Below are 17027 nucleotides of genomic sequence, written 5' to 3'. Positions count from 1 at the left end.
CTGACGCCGCGACCCAGCTGCAACCGAAGGAACGCAATGTCCACTCTCGAAATCCGCGACCTGCAGGTCTCGATCGACACCGACCAGGGTGTCAAGGAGATCCTCAAGGGCGTCGACCTCACCATCAACGAGGGCGAGATCCACGCGATCATGGGGCCGAACGGCTCGGGCAAGTCCACCCTCGCCTACACGATCGCCGGCCACCCGCGCTACAACGTCGTCGGTGGCTCGATCACCCTCGACGGCGAGGACGTCCTCGCGATGAGCGTCGACGAGCGTGCCCGCGCCGGCATGTTCCTCGCGATGCAGTACCCGGTGGAGATCCCGGGCGTCACCGTCTCGAACTTCCTCCGCACCGCCAAGACCGCGATCGACGGCGAGGCTCCCGCCCTCCGCACCTGGGTGAAGGACCTCCGTCAGTCGATGGCCGACCTCAAGATGGACTCGGCCTTCGCCGAGCGCAACGTCAACGAGGGCTTCTCCGGCGGCGAGAAGAAGCGCCACGAGATCATGCAGCTGGAGCTCCTCAAGCCGAAGTTCGCCGTCCTCGACGAGACCGACTCCGGGCTCGACGTCGACGCGCTGAAGATCGTCTCCGAGGGCGTCAACCGCGCGAAGGCCGCCACGGGCCTCGGCGTGCTGCTCATCACGCACTACACGCGCATCCTGCGCTACATCAAGCCGGACTTCGTGCACGTGTTCGTCGCGGGCAAGGTCGCCGAGCAGGGCGGCCCCGAACTCGCGGACCGGCTCGAGAACGAGGGCTACGACCGCTACGTGCAGGCCGCAGCCGCAGCCGAGGCGCACTGACCATGATCACCGCACTCGCACCGGAGAAGTTCGACGAGGTCGTCGAGGGCCTCAAGGAGGTCCAGGACCCGGAGCTCGGCGTCAACATCGTCGACCTCGGGCTCATCTACGACCTCGCCTGGGACGACGAGGCGACCGCGCTGATCATCAGCATGACGCTGACGAGCGCGGGCTGCCCTCTGACCGACGTCATCGAGGGCGACACCGCGAACGCGCTCGACGGCATCGTCGACGCGTTCCGCATCAACTGGGTCTGGATGCCGCCGTGGGGTCCGGAGCGGATCACCGACGACGGGCGCGAGATGATGCGCGCGCTCGGCTTCTCGATCTAGTCGCGACCACACACAGACGGGAGGCGCGGTGCCAGCTGGCACCGCGCCTCCCGTCTGTCGTGTGGTCACGACACACCGCTCACGTGCGCCGGGTGGTCGCCAACCGTCGACTGGGTAGCCATCGGCCGACGGTTCGTGGCCGGTCGCCGGATGCTGTCGGGGTGTCGTGGCCGGTCGCCGGATGCTGTCGGGGTGTCGTGACCGGTCGCCGCAGACGCGTCCCGGCACACCCGCACTCGCACGCGAAGGGCCCCGGACCAGCGGTCTGGGGCCCTTCGCGCGGGTGCAGCAGCGTCAGCGGCGGCCGACGGCCTTCCACACGAGGGGGATGATGCCCGCGGCGATGAGTGCCTTCACGAGGCCGCCCACGACGAACGGGTACAGGCCGGCAGTGAGGACGGACTGCAGGTCGTTCGGCAGGCCGAGCGCACCGAGCGCGACGGCGAGGTACGGGAGCCCCGTCACGAACGGGATCGCACTCGCGAGCGTGAACGCCACCGCGGCGCGCCCCACGTGGCGGTCCCAGTTGCGGCGTGCCAGCCACCCGATGACGCCGGCGGCGGGGATGAACCCGATGACGTACCCGAAGCTCGGCAGGGTCAGCGCGTGCAGGCCGCCCTGCATGTCCGCGAAGAACGGCGCGCCGGCGAGCCCGGCGATCGCGTAGACGAGCATCGAGAGCACTCCGCGGCGGGCACCGAGGGTCGCACCGACGAGCACGACCGCGAGGGTCTGCCCGGTGATCGGGACGGGCCAAATGGGGACCTCGACCTGGGCCATCGCCGCGGTGAAGAGCGTTCCGCCGGCGATGAGCGCGGCGTCGGTGGCGAGGCCGTGCGTCCGCAGACGGTCGGCGAGGACTGCGCGGGGAGCGAACCCGGTGGCGTTCGTCATGGATTCTCCTAGAATGGACTGCTGGTCCTGTTCAGGACCATCGGTCCCGTCAGCGTAGCGGTGCACCTCATGCGCACGTCGTTGTGCAAAACCACCAACTGATTGGACTTCCACTGTGCTTGCCGTGCACGACCTCGAGATCCGAGTCGGGGCCCGCCTCCTGATGGAGAACGTGTCCTTCCGCGTGGAGAAGGGCGACAAGATCGGTCTCGTCGGCCGGAACGGCGCCGGGAAGACCACGATGACCAAGGCACTGGCGGGGGAGACCCCGCCGACCGACGGCAAGATCGAGCGCTCCGGCGAGATCGGCTACCTGCCGCAGGACCCGCGCTCGGGCAACCCGGAGGACACCGCGCGAAAGCGCATCCTCGACGCTCGGGGTCTCGGCGAACTCGTCGAGGGCATCCGACTCGCCACGCTCGACATGGCCAGCGACGACCCGGCCGTGGCCGAGAAGGCGATGCGCCGCTACTCGCGCCTCGACGACCAGTTCAACGCGCTCGGCGGGTACGCGGCCGAGGCCGAGGCGGCGTCGATCGCGTCGAACCTCAAGCTCCCGGACCGCATCCTCGACCAGCAGCTGAAGACGCTGTCGGGTGGTCAGCGTCGTCGCATCGAGCTCGCCCGGATCCTGTTCTCGGATGCCGAGACCATGATCCTCGACGAGCCGACGAACCACCTCGACGCCGACAGTGTCGTCTGGCTCCGTGAGCACCTCAAGACCTACCCCGGCGGCGTCATCGTGATCTCCCACGACGTCGAACTCGTCGACGAGGTCGTCAACCGGGTGTTCTACCTCGATGCGAACCGCCAGACCATCGACGTCTACAACATGGGCTGGAAGCTGTACCAGCGGCAGCGCGTCGCCGACGAGGAACGTCGCCGCAAGGAACGCGCGAACGCCGAGAAGAAGGCGGCCACGCTCAAGGACCAGGCTGCTCGCTTCGGTGCCAAGGCGTCGAAGGCGGCCGCGGCGCACCAGATGGTCGCGCGGGCCGACAAGCTGCTCGCCGGCCTCGAGGACGAGCGCGCCGTCGACCGGGTCGCGAAGCTCCGGTTCCCGACGCCGGTCGCATGCGGCCGCACGCCGCTCATGGCGGAGGGCCTGTCGAAGTCGTACGGCTCGCTCGAGATCTTCGCGGGCGTCGACCTGGCGATCGACCGCGGCTCGCGCGTCGTCATCCTCGGTTTCAACGGTGCAGGCAAGACGACCCTGCTCCGTATCCTCGCCGGCGCCGACGCGCCCGACACGGGCGAGATCCAGCCCGGTCACGGTCTGCGTATCGGCTACTACGCGCAGGAGCACGAGAACATCGACGTGAACCGCACCGTCATCGAGAACATGGTGTCGGCGTCGACGGAGCTCAACGAGACCGAGGCCCGTCGGGTCCTCGGGTCGTTCCTCTTCACGGGGGACGACGGCTACAAGAAGGCCGGCGTACTCTCCGGTGGCGAGAAGACCCGTCTGTCGCTCGCGATGATCGTGGTCTCCGGTGCGAACGTGCTGCTCCTCGACGAGCCGACGAACAACCTGGACCCGGCGTCGCGCGAGGAGATCCTCGGCGCGCTGGCGGGCTACGAGGGCGCCGTGGTGCTCGTGTCGCACGACGCCGGTGCGGTCGAGGCACTCAACCCCGAACGGGTGCTCCTGCTGCCCGACGGCACCGAGGACCACTGGAACAAGGACTACGCGGAGCTCATCGAGCTCGCGTAGCGCCTCGCTGGCGACTGCGGGATGTTGACCCGACCAGGCTCGTTCCCGTGACTGGTCACGACATCCCGCTCACCTCCGCCGAGTGGGCAAGGAACGTCGACGCGAGCCGCGCTGACCGACAGACCGTGACCACTCGGCGAACGACCGGCGGGGTGTCGCGACCACTCGGGCCGGTCAGCGCGCTGCGGTCAGCGTGAGAGGAGCTCGTCCTCGATGTCGGCGTCCGACTTGGGCTTCGCGTCCTTGCGCCGCTGCCGCTCGAGGGCACGCTCGCGCTCTTCCGGGTCGTCCTGGTTGAGGTTCCGGTACTCCTGCACCATCAGGTACGCCAGGAAGCCGAACCCGCCGGCGGCGAACATGAACCACTGGATGAAGTAGCTGAGGTGGAGGCCGGTGTCCGCGCTCGGCCGGTCCCACCCGAGCGGGCGGGCCTCGGTCGGCGCCGGGGTCTCCGATGCGAGCTGGCCGTAGGCACCCGTCCAGATCGGGGCGTCGACCTTCTTCGCCACGTCGGCGAGCGTCACGGACTGGACCTGGTCGGTGTGGGCCGGATCGGTGCGCCCAGGGATGCGCGGCTCGCTCTGCTGCAGACGGGCCACGACGGTGACCTGCCCGGTCGGAGCGGCCGGGATGTTGTCGGGTGCGTCCTGCCGGTTGCCCGTCGGGACCCACCCGCGATCGACGACGAAGGCGCGGCCGTCCGCGGTGACGAGCGGCGTGAGGACCTCGAAGCCGGGTTGTCCGTTGTGCACGCGGTTCCGGACGAGGAGCTGGTCGTCGGTGTCGTAGCGCCCGGTGACCTCGACCCGGAGCCAGGTCTGGTCGTCGTCCCAGCTCGAGGCCCGGGGGAGTGCCTGGTCGACCGGCACCGGGGTGTGGTCGTAGTTCGCCGCGATCTGCTGGTTCTCGCGGACGGCCTCGTTCCGGCGGTCCCACTGCCACATGCCGAACAGCGCACAGACGATGGCGAACGCGACGGCGATGGCGAAGTACCCGAGCCAGCGGCGGCTCCCGACGAACCGCCAGCCGACGAAGGGCTCGTCGGGGTCGCGTTCCACCACGCCGGCGTCGACGGCCGCTCGGCGTTCCCGCTCGGCAGCGCGACGGAGCTTCTCGGCGTGGCGGCGGCCGTACCGGGAACCCGGGTCGAAGTCGTCGGTCATCGTTCGTTCGCCGAGCGCGCCCGTTCGCCGACGTCGTTCTTCGGCTGGTCGTGCGCGTCGTGCTTGGCGTCGTCGAGTTGGTCGACGTCTTCGTCGATGCCGGTGACCCGGACCGGGAACGTCCGGGAGCGGAGGTACCCGGCGAGGAAGTCACGGTGCTCGTCGCAGGCCGCCCAGATCTTCACGCGGTCGATGGCGTGGATGCGCGGGTTCCGCCAGTTCACCCGCCAGCTGGCGGCGGTCGAGCAGCCGGCGCGGGAGCACACCGGGGTCGAACCCGGCTCGGTGAAGAGGTCGAACGTTGCGCCCATCAGCGGTGGCCCCACACGCGGGAGCGGTCGCCGTTGCGCTGCCATTCTTCTTGCGCGTGCTGGGCACCTTCGCGCAGGCGGTCCTGCTCGTCTCGGTAGGCCTGTGCCCGCGCGTCTTCCTGCTGTTCGCGGAGGCGCGGGTCGATGTCAGCGGCACGGACGAGCGCGCCAGCCGGAGCGACGTAGTCGGACTCGGTGTGGCTGCCGGCGTTCGCGATGACCACGGCGACCCAGGGGATCACCGCCGCGAGGACGATCGGGATGAGCGCGAGCCACGGGCTGTGCCAGACGGTGTAGACGAGGACCGCGCCGACGAAGAGGATCACGCGCACGGCCATCTGCCAGATGTACCGCGACAGACGGTGTTTCCGGTCGCGCTGCGGTGTCTCCGGCAGTGCCGTGATGGCCTGCGTCGTGCGTCGCGTGATGCGTCGCGTCGTCTTCATGCGTTCGGTCTCCGTCTTCCCTCTGGCAAGCCTAAGCCCGCGCACCGACACATGGACACATCACGCGCACATGGACACATCACGCGCGCGATGTGCGCCCGGGTAGGCTCGTGCGGGCGTGTCGGCCGGGAGACCCGGTCCGCAGCGCACGAGATCGCCACCGAACGGAGCCTCCATGACCACCCCCCGTACCGTCCTCATCACCGGCGGCAACCGCAGCATCGGCTTCGCCCTCGCGGAGCGGTTCGTGGCGGAAGGACACCGGGTCGCCGTCACGTCCCGGAGCGGCCTCGGCGGACCAGAGGGTGCGCTCACGGTGCAGGCCGACATCACCGACACCGCGTCGGTGGACGCCGCGTTCACGCAGGTCGAGGCGGAGCTCGGACCGGTCGAGGTGCTCGTCGCGAACGCCGGCATCACGAACGACCAGCTCCTGCTGCGCATGTCCGAAGAGGACTTCACCAGCGTCATCGACACGAACCTGACCGGGACCTTCCGGGTCGTGAAGCGGGCCACCAAGGGCATGATGCGCGCCAAGTTCGGCCGGATCGTGCTGATGGGCAGCGTCGTCGGGACCTACGGGCAGGTCGGCCAGGTCAACTACGCGTCGTCCAAGGCGGCCCTCGTCGGCATGGCCCGATCGATCACGCGCGAGCTCGGGTCGCGTGGCATCACCGCGAACGTCGTCGCGCCCGGGTTCATCCAGACGGACATGACGGCAGCGCTGCCGGAGGAACTGCAGGCCGAGTTCAAGAAGCAGATCCCGGCGGCGCGCTACGGCAGCGTCGACGACGTCGCGGACGCGACGCTCTTCCTCGCCGGTGACGGCGCCGGGTACATCTCCGGCGCGGTCATCCCGGTCGACGGTGGCCTGGGGATGGGCCACTAGCGCGGACGCGGGCGCCGGCGCGGGCAGCGCTCAGCCGCGCAGGCCGAGGGCGGCGAGCACGGGGGAGAGGTCCCGGTCGACGACCGCGACGTCCGCCGACCCCCGGACACGCGGCTTGGCGTCGAACGCCACGGACAGCGCCGCGACCCGCATCATCTCGAGGTCGTTCGCGCCGTCACCGATCGCCACGGTCCGTGCGAGGGGCACACCGTCCGCCCCGGCCCATGTCCGGAGCGCGGCGGCCTTCGCGCGCGCGTCCACGACGTCGCCGAGCACCCGCCCGGTGAGCCGGCCGTCGACGACCTCGAGCCGGTTCGCCTGGCAGTGGTCGAGGCCGAGCGCGGCGGCGAACGGGTCGAGGACCTCGTGGAAGCCGCCAGAGACGACGCCGACGGTGCCGCCTGCGGCGTGCACGCCGCGGACGAGCTCGTCTGCGCCACGAGTCACCTGGACCGCGCGCTGGGCGTCGGTGAAGACGGTGGACGGAAGGCCCGCAAGGGTCGCGACACGCTCCCGGAGGCTGTCCCCGAAATCGATGTCCCCCCGCATGGCGCGCTCCGTGATCGCGGCGACCTGTGGCCGGGTCCCGGCGGCGTCGGCCAGCAGCTCGATGACCTCGTCCTCGAGCAGGGTGGAATCGGCATCGAGGACGACGAGGAAGCGCGGCACGCCACAACGGTAGCGGTGCCGCGCCTCCTGTGACGTCGGACGGCGCTACGCCTCGACGCGGACGCCCTTGCCCACGCATGGGCGGAGTCCGGAGTCGAGTGCCGTCATGCCTCGACGCGGACGCCCTTGCCCACAACGGTGATCCCGGAATTGGTCACGGTGAAGCCCCTGGCCAGGTCGGCCTCTCGATCGACGCCGACCTGTGCACCGGGCGCGAGGACGACGTCCTTGTCCAGGATCGAGCGGTTCACGATCGACCCGGCGCCGATCGACGCCCGCTCGAAGACGATCGAGTCGAGCACCTTCGACCCGGAGTCGATCCCGCACCACGGACCGATGACGCTGCGCTCGACCTGCGCTCCGGAGAGCAGGCACCCGAGCGACACTATCGAGTCGACCGTCGACCCGGTGTTGCCGTTCGCGTCCCGCACGAACTTGGCCGGCGGCAGGTTGGTCTGCTGGTTGAAGATCGGCCAGTCCTGGTTGTACAGGTTGAACACCGGTACGGGCGCGATGAGGTCCATGTGCGCGTCGAAGAACGAGTCGATCGTCCCCACGTCGCGCCAGTAGTACTTGTCGCGGTCGTTCGAGCCGGGGACCTCGTTGCCCTTCAGGTCGTAGACGCCGGCGTCGCCGCGCGCGACGAAGTCCGGCACGATGTCGCCGCCCATGTCGTGCGCCGACGACTCGAGCTGGCCGTCGCGCAGCACGGCGTCGACGAGCGCGTCGGCGTCGAAGACGTAGTTGCCCATCGAGGCGAGGATCTCGTGAGGGGAGTCCGCGAGGCCGACGGCGTCCTTCGGCTTCTCGAGGAAGGCATCGATCTTCGTCGGGTCGTCCTCGGCCACCTGGATCACGCCGAACTGGTCGGCGAGGCCGATCGGCTGGCGGATCGCGGCGACCGTGGCGCTGCGGCCGGAGGCGATGTGCGCCTCGACCATCTGGTGGAAGTCCATCCGGTACACGTGGTCGGCGCCGACGACGACGACGATGTCGGGGCGCTCGTCACGGAGCAGGTTGAGCGACTGCAGGATCGCGTCGGCCGATCCGGCGAACCACCGCTTGCCGAGACGCTGCTGCGCCGGGACCGACGCGACGTACGACCCGAGCAGGCCCTCCATGCGCCAGGTCTTCGCGACGTGGCGGTCGAGACTGTGGGACTTGTACTGCGTCAGGACGACGATCTTCTGCAACCCGGAGTTCACCAGGTTCGAGAGCGCGAAGTCGATGAGACGGAAGTTCCCGCCGAACGGGACAGCGGGCTTCGCCCGGTCGGCCGTCAGCGGCATGAGCCGCTTGCCCTCACCTCCCGCGAGGACGATGCCGAAGACCTTCTTTGGTGCCATGCCGTTCACAGTAGGCGTCAGCACTGGGAACCGGTTACGTTGAACCAGTGCGAGTCGATCTGCTGACCAGGGAGTATCCGCCGGAGGTCTACGGCGGTGCTGGCGTCCACGTGGCCGAGCTCACCGCAGCGTTGCGGTCGGGAACGGACACCGACGTGCGAGTGCGTGCCTTCGGCGCGTTCCGCGACGAAGAGGGCGTCTGGGCCTACCGGACACCAGCGGGGCTCGAGAACGCGAACGGCGCGCTCCAGGCCCTCGGTACCGACGTCCAGATGGCGGCGGACGTCGAGGGTGCCGACCTCGTGCACTCGCACACCTGGTACGCGAACGCCGCCGGACGTCTGGCGCAGCTCACCCACGGCATCCCGCACGTCGTCACGGCGCACAGCCTCGAACCGCTCCGGCCGTGGAAGGCCGAACAGCTCGGCGGCGGCTACCGGCTGTCCAGCTGGATGGAGCGCGAGTCGTTCGAGCAGGCGGACGCGGTGGTCGCGGTGTCGAAGGCGATGCGTGCGGACATCCTGCGCTCGTACCCGTCGATCGACCCGGCGAAGGTCCACGTCGTCTACAACGGCATCGACGTCGACGAGTGGAAGCCGGACGTCGACCACGACGCGGTGCGAGCCCTCGGCATCGACCCCGACCGTCCGAGCGTCGTCTTCGTGGGGCGCATCACCCGCCAGAAGGGCCTGCCGTACCTGCTGCGTGCGGTCGCGTCGCTGCCGCCGGAGGTCCAGATCGTGCTCTGTGCCGGCGCCCCGGACACCCCGGAGATCATGGCCGAGGTCACCGGACTCGTCGAGGACCTCCGGGAACACCGCGACGGCGTCGTCTGGATCGACCGGATGCTCGCGCACGAGGAGATCGTCAAGGTCCTGTCCGCCGGCACCGTCTTCGTGTGCCCGTCGATCTACGAACCGCTCGGCATCGTGAACCTCGAGGCCATGGCGTGCGGGATCCCCGTCGTCGGCACCGGCACCGGTGGCATCCCGGAGGTCGTCGCCGACGGGCTGACCGGCCGCATCGTGCCGATCGACCAGGCCACCGACGGCACCGGCACGCCGACCGACCCCGACAAGTACGTCGCCGACCTCGCGGCCGCCCTCAACGAGGTCCTGTCCGACATCGGGCTCGCGAAGCTGATGGGTCGCGCGGGTCGGCTCCGCGTCGAGACCGAGTTCACCTGGGACGCGATCGCGACGCGCACGCGCGCCGTGTACGACCAGGTCCTGGCGGTGCGCTGACCGCACCACGGCCCTGAACCGGACTGGAGGCTCGGGGTGACGTTCCTGACGGACGTCACCCCGAGCCTCCAGTCCGTTGCGCGCGGGGCGCGGGGGGCGTAACGTACAACCTGATGGTTGTACGTGATGAGATGGACGCCGAGGCGGTGGACCGCGTGTTCGCGGCCCTCGCGGACGCGACGCGCCGGGACATCGTCCGGCGCGTCATCGTGCGTGAGCAGTCGGTGTCCTCGCTCGCATCCGGGTACGCGATGAGCTTCGCGGCCGTGCAGAAGCACGTCGCGGTGCTCGAACGTGCCGAACTCGTCCGCAAGGAGCGGCGAGGGCGCGAGCAGATCGTCACGAGCGAGATCGGCGGCGTCCGACGCGCCGATCGTCTGCTGCGGTCCTACGAGGACCTCTGGCGGCACCGGGTCGACCGGATCACGGAGCTCCTCACCGACGAGGGCCCCGCCGATCGGCCGCACACCGCTCCGTGACGGAGCCCACCGACCCCGAGGGGACCGGAAGATGAGCACCACCATCGACGCGACGCACGACGTCGACGCCCTGACCATGACCTTCACCGCCGAGTTCGACGCGCCGGTCGAGCGCGTCTGGCAGATCTGGGCGGACCCCAGGCAACTCGAACGGTGGTGGGGACCGCCGTCGTGGCCGGCCACGTTCGTCAGGCACTCGCTGGAGCCCGGGTCACGCAGCGACTACTTCATGACCGGCCCGGACGGCACGAAGGCGGCCGGCTACTGGACGATCGTCGCCGTGGACGAACCGCACTCCATCACGCTCGAGGACGGGTTCGCGGACGAGTCGGGGCAGCCGGACACGTCGATGCCGATCACGACCATGGAGGTCACGCTCGAGGACCTCGGTGGTCGCACCAGGATGACGAACACGGCGCACTTCGCCACGGCGGAGCAGCTCGAGCAGTTGCTCGAGATGGGCATGCGTGAGGGCATGCTGGAGGCGCTCGGACAGATCGAGTCGATCCTGGCGGAGTGACGCTCGGCGTGTGCCCCGTTTCGGGTGGTCGGCTGCCGTAGGGTGATCACATGCCCTCGGTTGTGCGCTTGTCTGACGTGTCCGTGGTCCGGAACGGGGCCACCATCCTCGACGGTGTCTCGTGGGAGGTGCAGGACGACGAGCGGTGGGTCGTGCTCGGTGCGAACGGTGCCGGCAAGACCACGCTGCTGCAGGTCGCGGGTGCCCAGAGCTTCCCGACCTCTGGAGAGGTCGAGGTGCTCGGGACCGAACTGGGCGGTGCCGACCTGTTCGACCTGCGGCCCCGGATCGGGTTCGCGTCGACGGCCCTCGCGCGTCGCATCCCGGTCACCGAGAAGGTCATCGACGTCGTACTGACCGCTGCCTACTCGGTCACGGGTCGCTGGAACGAGGAGTACGAGGAGCTCGACGTCCGCCGTGCGCAGCGCGTGCTCGACGAGTGGGGCCTCGGCGCGTTCACCGACCGCACCTTCGGCGAGCTGAGCGACGGCGAGCAGAAGCGCGTCCAGATCGCCCGTGCGGTCATGACCGACCCCGAGATCCTGTTCCTCGACGAGCCGGCCGCGTCGCTCGACCTCGGCGCGCGCGAGAGTCTCGTGCGTACGCTCGGCGGGTACGCGAAGAGCGGCGACTCGCCGGCGATCGTCATCGTGACGCACCACGTCGAGGAGATCCCCGAGGGCTTCACCCACGCGCTGATCCTGGCCGACGGGCACGTCCAGGCGGCGGGGCCGATCGACGAGGTCCTGACCGACGCCACCCTGACCGAGGCGTTCGGCATCGGGCTCACCGTGTCGAAGGACTCCGGCCGGTTCTCGGCGCGCGCAGCCTAGCCCTGCTCCACATCGGCCCTGCTGTCTGGTAACGTAGACGGCTGGCGTAGGCCAACGACTTCCCGCGCGGTTCTGCGCATCTCAACACACACTGCTATCCGAGGAATCTCCATGAAGACCGACATCCACCCCGAGTACCGCGCCATCGTCTTCCGTGACCTGGCTTCCGGTGAGACGTTCCTGACGCGTTCGACCGCGAACAGCGACAAGACCATCGAGCTCGACGGTGCCACCTACCCGGTCATCGACGTCGAGATCTCGTCCGCGTCGCACCCGTTCTACACGGGCAAGCAGCGCATCCTCGACTCGGCCGGTCGCGTCGAGAAGTTCAACCAGCGCTTCAAGGGCTTCAGCAAGTAAGACGCCTGCGCGCTCGCAACGGGCGGCTCTCCTCGGGAGAGCCGCCCGTTTCGCGTTACCCAGGCCAAACGCGCTCGTGGCGCCCGCGCATGAACATCGCGCCCCGTCGTGACGGGGCGCGATGTTCACAGCCGGGCGCGATCGGGGTGGGGGCTTGCGGCAGGTCAGGCGTCAGTCGGCGGTGCGGTGGGGCCAGCGGCCGTCGGCGGTGAAGGACGGGTCACGCTTCTTCCGCATGTAGTCCTGGAACGACGCGGCCTGCTCGGCGCACCAGCCGACCTGCTTGCGGTGGAGCTCTTCGGCGGAGACGGTGAGGTCGTCCGGGTACTTCGTCGCGATGGCCTGCGCGACACGGCCGGCAGCGATCGCGTCCGCGCCGGCGTCGTGCGCGTCGGAGAGGGTGACGCCGTACAGCTCGGCGGCGGCTTCGAGCGTGCGCTTGCCCTTGCGGTAGGTGTCGAGCGCCTTGTCGATCACGAGCGGGTCGACGACGTTGCCGATCACGGGGGAGGCGATGCCGTGGCGCTTGGCTTCACGGTCGAGCAGTGTCAGGTCGTACGGGGCGTTGTAGATCACGAGCGGGATGCCGCGCGCGAACACGGCTTCGATGGCGGCGACGATCTCGGCGACGACCTCTCCCGCGGGACGCCCCTCGGCCCGGGCACGCTCGGTGCTGATGCCGTGCACGGCCGACGCCTGCTCGGGGATCTCCACCCCGGGGTCGGCGAGCCAGGAGCCCTCGACGATGCTGCGCCCGGTCATGTCGATCAGCCCGACGTGCGCCGTGACGATCCGGGAGGTCTCGACGTCGATGCCGGTGGTCTCGAGGTCGAACACGCCGAGGGCGTGCCACCACGGACGTGTCGAGAGGTCCTGGGGGGCCGCCGGCGTGTCGAGCTGCGATGTGGGGAACGTCACGGTGTCAGGCTAACCGCGCGCACCGACACGCCGGGTCACGCCGTCGGCGCGGCCCCGACGTGCAGCCAGGTGAACGACTGCCAAACCCTGCTCATGCCGTCGGCGCCGCCCCGACGTGCAGCCAGTAGAACGACTGCGTGCCCAGCGTCAGCGTGACGTTGCCCTCGTCGTCGAACGACGGGAACGAGCTGCCGCCGAACAGGTCGTAGAGCGGGCGACCCGCGAACTCGGGCGCCGAGATGGTCGCCGTCGTCGCGTTGACGGCGAACGAGAACACGCAGAGCACGTCCTCGGCCGAAGCACCGAACTGGGTGCCTGCACCCTCCCACGAGCGGACGAAGGCGAGCACGCTCTCGTTGTCGGTCTCCTGCACCGCGATCGACCCCATGCCGAACACCGGGTGGGCCTTCCGCACGTGGATGACGTTGCGCACCCAGTGCAGCAGGGACCGCGACTGCGCGAGCTGTGCCTCGACGTTGACCTGCGCGTAGTTGTACACGAGCGACTGGACGACCGGCAGGAACAGCTTCCCGGGGTCTGCGGTGGAGAATCCCGCGTTCCGGTCCGGCGTCCACTGCATCGGCGTGCGGGACGAGTCCCGGTCGGGCAGCCAGATGTTGTCGCCCATCCCGATCTCGTCGCCGTAGTACAGGAACGGTGAACCGGGAAGCGAGAACAGCAGCGCGTGGATGAGTTCGAGCTCCGCGCGGGAGTTGTCGAGCAGGGGAGCGAGGCGCCTGCGGATACCGATGTTCGACCGCATCCGCGGGTCGTACCCGTACCAGCCGTACATCGCCTGCCGGTACTCCTCGCTGACCATCTCGAGGGTGAGCTCGTCGTGGTTGCGGAGGAACACGCCCCACGCCGCACTGTCCGGGACGTCGAGCGTCTCCGACAGGATCGCGGACAGCTCCTTGGCGTGCTGGGCGCGGAGCGAGTAGAAGATGCGGGGCATCACCGGGAAGTCGAACGCCATGTGGCACTCGGGCTCCTCGTCCGTCCCGAAGAACGCCGCGGTCTCGCGGGGCCACTGGTTCGCCTCGGCGATGAGGACACGGCCCGGGTACTCCTCGTCCACCATCGCGCGGAGCTTCTTGATGAACTCGTGCGTCTCCGGCTCGCCCTCGCCGTTGCCCTCTTCCGACTCGAAGAGGTACGGGATGGCATCGAGCCGCAGGCCGTCCACGCCGAGGTCGAGCCAGTGCCGGACGACGTCGTACACGGCCTCGACGACCGCCGGGTTCTCGAAGTTGAGGTCCGGCTGGTGCGAGAAGAACCGGTGGAAGAAGAACTGTCGACGCACCGGGTCGAACGTCCAGTTGGACTCCTCGGTGTCGACGAAGATGATGCGGATGTTCTCGTAGTGCTCGTCGGTGTCGCGCCAGACGTAGAAGTCGCCGTAGGGACCGTCCGGGTCCTCCCGGGACTGCTGGAACCACTCGTGCTGGTCCGACGTGTGGTTGATCACCATGTCGATGACGATGCGCATGTTCCGCTCGTGCGACTTCGTCACGAGCTCGCGGAACTCCTCGAGCGTGCCGAACTCCGGCAGGATCGCCTTGTAGTCCGCGATGTCGTAGCCGCCGTCGCGCAGCGGGGACTTGAAGAACGGCGGCAGCCAGAGGGCGTCGACGCCGAGCCACTGCAGGTAGTCCAGGCGACTGATCAGGCCCTGCAGGTCCCCGGTACCGTCGCCGTTCGAATCGACGAACGAGCGGATCATGCACTCGTAGAAGACGGACCGCTTGTACCAGAGGGGGTCGAGCGTCAATCCGGGCAGCTGGATCGGGGCTGTGAAGGTCACCGTGCTCCTCGTCGTGGTCGACGGGCATCTCCGCCCGCCCCGGACACGATAGGCCGACGGCTCCGAGCGTGTTCCCGGGTGCACCGGAGTCGGTTTCGTAGACTGGCGCGGATGCAACCGCCCGTGCTCTCTCCGTACCAGTCGCTGATGGCCTCGACGCCCGTCGTGCACCGCGCCGTCGAGGTCGACGGCCGCACCACCCACTACTGGGAGTACGGGCCCGCCGACGCGTCGCAGACCGTGCTCGCCGTGCACGGGTTCCGTGGCGACCACCACGGGCTCGAGTCGATCGCCGCGCACCTCGTCGGGGTCCGCGTGATCGTCCCGGACCTGCCCGGCTTCGGGATCTCCGACCCGCTCGCGGTCTCCGACATCGACGGGTACGTGTCGTGGCTGCGCGGGTTCCACGGGGCGCTCGGTCTCGACCGCACCGCCGTCGTGCTCGGGCACTCGTTCGGGTCGATCGTGGTGTCCGCAGCGGTCGCCGCCGGGCTCGACACGCGGCTGCTCGTCCTGGTGAACCCGATCGCGGCTCCGGCGCTCCAGGGCCCCCGCGCCGTCGGCACCGGCATCGCGATCGCGTACTACCGCGCGGGTGCAGCACTGCCCCGACCGGTCGGCCTCGGTGTCCTCAGGAACCGCGCGATCGTCCGGGCGATGAGCGTCGCGATGCTCAAGTCGAAGGACCCAGAGATGCGCCGGTGGGTGCATGACCAGCACGACCGGTACTTCTCCGCCTTCGCCAACCGGACGAGCGTGCTCGAGGCCTTCCGCACCTCGGTCACCCACGACGTCTCGGAGTACGCCGACCGCATCGAGGTCCCCGTGCTCATGATCGCTGCCGAGCGTGACGACATCACCGCCGTGCCGGAACAACGTGCGCTCGCCGATCGGCTCCGTGACGCCGAGCTCGTCGTCATCCCCGAGGTCGGGCACCTGGTGCACTACGAGACGCCGGCCGCCGCTGCCAGCGCGACCCTGCGCCGGATGGCCGACCCCGTCCGGAAGCCCGCGCGCGCTGCCAAGGCGGGCCGGGCCTCCAGGCCGAACACCGGGCGCGCATCGTGAGCCGTCTGCGCGTCGGGATCGACTGCCGGTACGTCCGGATCGGTCGGCACGACGGCATCAGCCGGTTCACGGCCGGTGTCGTCGCGCACCTCCCGGAGCGCCACGACTACACGCTGCTCGTCAACGACGAACGACAGCTCGAGTCGCTGCCGGGCGGTCTGCCGTGGGAGCTGATCCCGGCGCCGACCGACGCCGGTGAGCCGCTCGTCGCCCGTCACGTGAACCGACTCGGACTCGACGCGGTGTTCTCACCGATGCAGACGATGGGGTCACGAGGGCGCAGGTACGCGCTCGTGCTCACGCTGCACGACCTGATCTACTACCGGAACCGGACGCCGCCGCGGGAGTTCGCGTGGCCGATCCGGCTCGGCTGGCGGGCGTTCCACCTGTCGTGGTGGCCGCAGCGCCTCCTGCTGAACGGAGCGGACGGGGTGGTGACGGTGTCATCGACGACCGCTGCGCTGATCACGGCGCACCGACTGACGAAGCGCCCGGTGACGATGGCGTACAACGCAGCAGACCCGGCCACGGTGCGACCAGCGGGAGGACCACGGACGAAGACCCTCGTCTACATGGGCTCCTTCATGCCGTACAAGAACGTCGAGACGCTCGTCGCGGCGCTCCCGCTCCTCGGTTCGGACTGGACGCTGCACTGCATGTCCCGCGTGTCCACTGCCGACCGTGCCCGGCTGTCCGCGCTCGCCGGCCCGGACGCCGTCGTCTTCCACGACGGGGCGTCGGACGAGGAGTACCTCGACGCGCTCCGGTCGGCGACCGCCCTGGTCACGGCGTCGTACGACGAGGGGTTCGGGATCCCGTTGGTCGAGGCGATGGGTGTCGGGACGCCGGTGGCCGTCAGCGACATCCCGATCTTCCGCGAGATCGGGGGAGACGCGGCGGAGTACTTCGACCCGTCGTCGCCTTCTGCGGTCGCTGCGGCGGTGCGCAGACTGGAGGCTCGGTGGGACTCCGCCTCGGACGCGTCGGTCGTGCAGGCGGCCCGGTTCCGGTGGGAGGACTCCGCCGAGCAGGTCGTCCGGGCGGTCGAACAGGCGGTCGCGGCACGCGGCGCCTGAGGGGTGCGCGGCGTGCCGGTCCGTCGTGTGCGTGCCGGTCCGTCTTGCGCGTGCCGGTCCGTCTTGCGCGTGCCGGTCCGTCTTGCGCGTGCCGGTCCGTCTTGTGCGTGCCGGTCATCGAGTGCGCAGAAACGGGGACCTCAGGGCGGCC

Annotated in this window: 18 protein-coding genes and 1 pseudogene; 11 read left to right on the top strand and 8 right to left on the bottom strand. The window is 69.6% G+C overall.

From position 1 onward, the window contains the following. Positions 1-36: 36 nt before the first annotated feature. Together sufC and QK288_RS12535 are read left to right on the top strand one after the other, a co-directional pair. Positions 37-810: a Fe-S cluster assembly ATPase SufC gene (sufC, locus tag QK288_RS12540; protein WP_281264639.1), complete on the top strand. Its 774-nt coding sequence runs from the start codon at positions 37-39 to the stop codon at positions 808-810. Between the two features lie 2 nt (positions 811-812). Continuing rightward, positions 813-1142 (top strand): metal-sulfur cluster assembly factor, encoded by a 330-nt coding sequence (locus QK288_RS12535; protein ID WP_071300728.1) that lies wholly within the window; start codon positions 813-815, stop codon positions 1140-1142. Between the two features lie 294 nt (positions 1143-1436). Here QK288_RS12535 and QK288_RS12530 read toward each other — a convergent pair whose 3' ends face one another. Beyond that, positions 1437-2036, bottom strand: a complete 600-nt coding sequence (locus QK288_RS12530; protein ID WP_281264638.1) for a biotin transporter BioY — start codon at positions 2034-2036, stop codon at positions 1437-1439. A 115-nt stretch (positions 2037-2151) separates the two neighbouring features. Here QK288_RS12530 and QK288_RS12525 point away from each other — a divergent pair, with 115 nt between their 5' ends. Continuing rightward, positions 2152-3750, top strand: coding sequence for an ABC-F family ATP-binding cassette domain-containing protein (locus tag QK288_RS12525; RefSeq protein ID WP_281264637.1), 1599 nt, complete (start codon positions 2152-2154; stop codon positions 3748-3750). A gap of 188 nt (positions 3751-3938) precedes the next feature. Here the strand turns inward: QK288_RS12525 and QK288_RS12520 are convergent, their stop codons facing one another. From QK288_RS12520 to QK288_RS12510, 3 genes and pseudogenes are all read right to left on the bottom strand, one after another. Further along, positions 3939-4913 carry an SURF1 family protein gene (locus tag QK288_RS12520; protein ID WP_281264636.1) on the bottom strand — a complete coding sequence of 325 codons (975 nt, stop codon included), beginning with the start codon at positions 4911-4913 and terminating at the stop codon, positions 3939-3941. Positions 4914-5017: 104 nt separating this feature from the next. After that, positions 5018-5224 (bottom strand): annotated as a pseudogene (locus QK288_RS12515) (hypothetical protein); the annotation flags it as partial. Continuing rightward, positions 5224-5670: a DUF3099 domain-containing protein gene (locus tag QK288_RS12510; protein ID WP_281264635.1), complete on the bottom strand. Its 447-nt coding sequence runs from the start codon at positions 5668-5670 to the stop codon at positions 5224-5226. The gene QK288_RS12510 and the pseudogene QK288_RS12515, both read right to left, overlap by 1 nt. 175 nt (positions 5671-5845) lie before the next feature. Here QK288_RS12510 and fabG point away from each other — a divergent pair, with 175 nt between their 5' ends. Continuing rightward, positions 5846-6559, top strand: a complete 714-nt coding sequence (gene fabG / locus QK288_RS12505) for a 3-oxoacyl-ACP reductase FabG (protein ID WP_281264634.1) — start codon at positions 5846-5848, stop codon at positions 6557-6559. Between the two features lie 30 nt (positions 6560-6589). Here fabG and serB read toward each other — a convergent pair whose 3' ends face one another. After that, positions 6590-7228 (bottom strand): phosphoserine phosphatase SerB, encoded by a 639-nt coding sequence (gene serB, locus QK288_RS12500; RefSeq protein ID WP_281264633.1) that lies wholly within the window; start codon positions 7226-7228, stop codon positions 6590-6592. Between the two features lie 104 nt (positions 7229-7332). Then, entirely contained in the window at positions 7333-8574 is a 1242-nt protein-coding gene (locus QK288_RS12495) for a glucose-1-phosphate adenylyltransferase (RefSeq protein ID WP_281264632.1), read from the bottom strand. Between the two features lie 47 nt (positions 8575-8621). Between QK288_RS12495 and glgA the strand changes: the two genes are divergently transcribed. The 5 genes from glgA to QK288_RS12470 all read left to right on the top strand — a co-directional run bounded on the left by glgA (position 8622) and on the right by QK288_RS12470 (position 12010). Then, entirely contained in the window at positions 8622-9818 is a 1197-nt protein-coding gene (glgA, locus tag QK288_RS12490) for a glycogen synthase (protein WP_281264631.1), read from the top strand. Between the two features lie 113 nt (positions 9819-9931). Beyond that, positions 9932-10297 carry a helix-turn-helix domain-containing protein gene (locus tag QK288_RS12485; protein WP_281264630.1) on the top strand — a complete coding sequence of 122 codons (366 nt, stop codon included), beginning with the start codon at positions 9932-9934 and terminating at the stop codon, positions 10295-10297. A gap of 31 nt (positions 10298-10328) precedes the next feature. Then, complete coding sequence (locus QK288_RS12480; protein ID WP_281264629.1) at positions 10329-10817, top strand: SRPBCC domain-containing protein; 489 nt, start codon at positions 10329-10331, stop codon at positions 10815-10817. 50 nt (positions 10818-10867) lie between these two features. Beyond that, positions 10868-11650, top strand: a complete 783-nt coding sequence (locus tag QK288_RS12475; RefSeq protein WP_281264628.1) for an ABC transporter ATP-binding protein — start codon at positions 10868-10870, stop codon at positions 11648-11650. A gap of 111 nt (positions 11651-11761) precedes the next feature. After that, complete coding sequence (locus QK288_RS12470; RefSeq protein ID WP_071300737.1) at positions 11762-12010, top strand: type B 50S ribosomal protein L31; 249 nt, start codon at positions 11762-11764, stop codon at positions 12008-12010. Between the two features lie 171 nt (positions 12011-12181). Here QK288_RS12470 and QK288_RS12465 read toward each other — a convergent pair whose 3' ends face one another. After that, complete coding sequence (locus QK288_RS12465; protein ID WP_281264627.1) at positions 12182-12928, bottom strand: 3'-5' exonuclease; 747 nt, start codon at positions 12926-12928, stop codon at positions 12182-12184. A 91-nt stretch (positions 12929-13019) separates the two neighbouring features. Beyond that, on the bottom strand, positions 13020-14732 hold the full coding sequence (treS, locus tag QK288_RS12460; RefSeq protein WP_281264626.1) for a maltose alpha-D-glucosyltransferase: 1713 nt from the start codon (positions 14730-14732) through the stop codon (positions 13020-13022). A gap of 111 nt (positions 14733-14843) precedes the next feature. On the opposite strand from treS, the gene QK288_RS12455 reads away from it, so the two are divergent. Together QK288_RS12455 and QK288_RS12450 are read left to right on the top strand one after the other, a co-directional pair. Continuing rightward, a complete protein-coding gene (locus QK288_RS12455; protein WP_281264625.1) occupies positions 14844-15800 on the top strand; it encodes an alpha/beta hydrolase in 957 nt (318 codons plus the stop codon). Positions 15801-15805: 5 nt separating this feature from the next. After that, positions 15806-16876, top strand: coding sequence for a glycosyltransferase family 1 protein (locus QK288_RS12450; RefSeq protein WP_281267582.1), 1071 nt, complete (start codon positions 15806-15808; stop codon positions 16874-16876). The last annotated feature ends 151 nt before the right edge of the window (positions 16877-17027 follow it).

Origin of the sequence: Curtobacterium sp. 9128 (genome assembly GCF_900086645.1) — a bacterium.
Lineage (GTDB): Bacteria > Actinomycetota > Actinomycetes > Actinomycetales > Microbacteriaceae > Curtobacterium.
The sequence above is the reverse complement of the archived record's forward strand: the minus strand, read 5'-3'. Positions and strand labels throughout refer to the sequence as shown.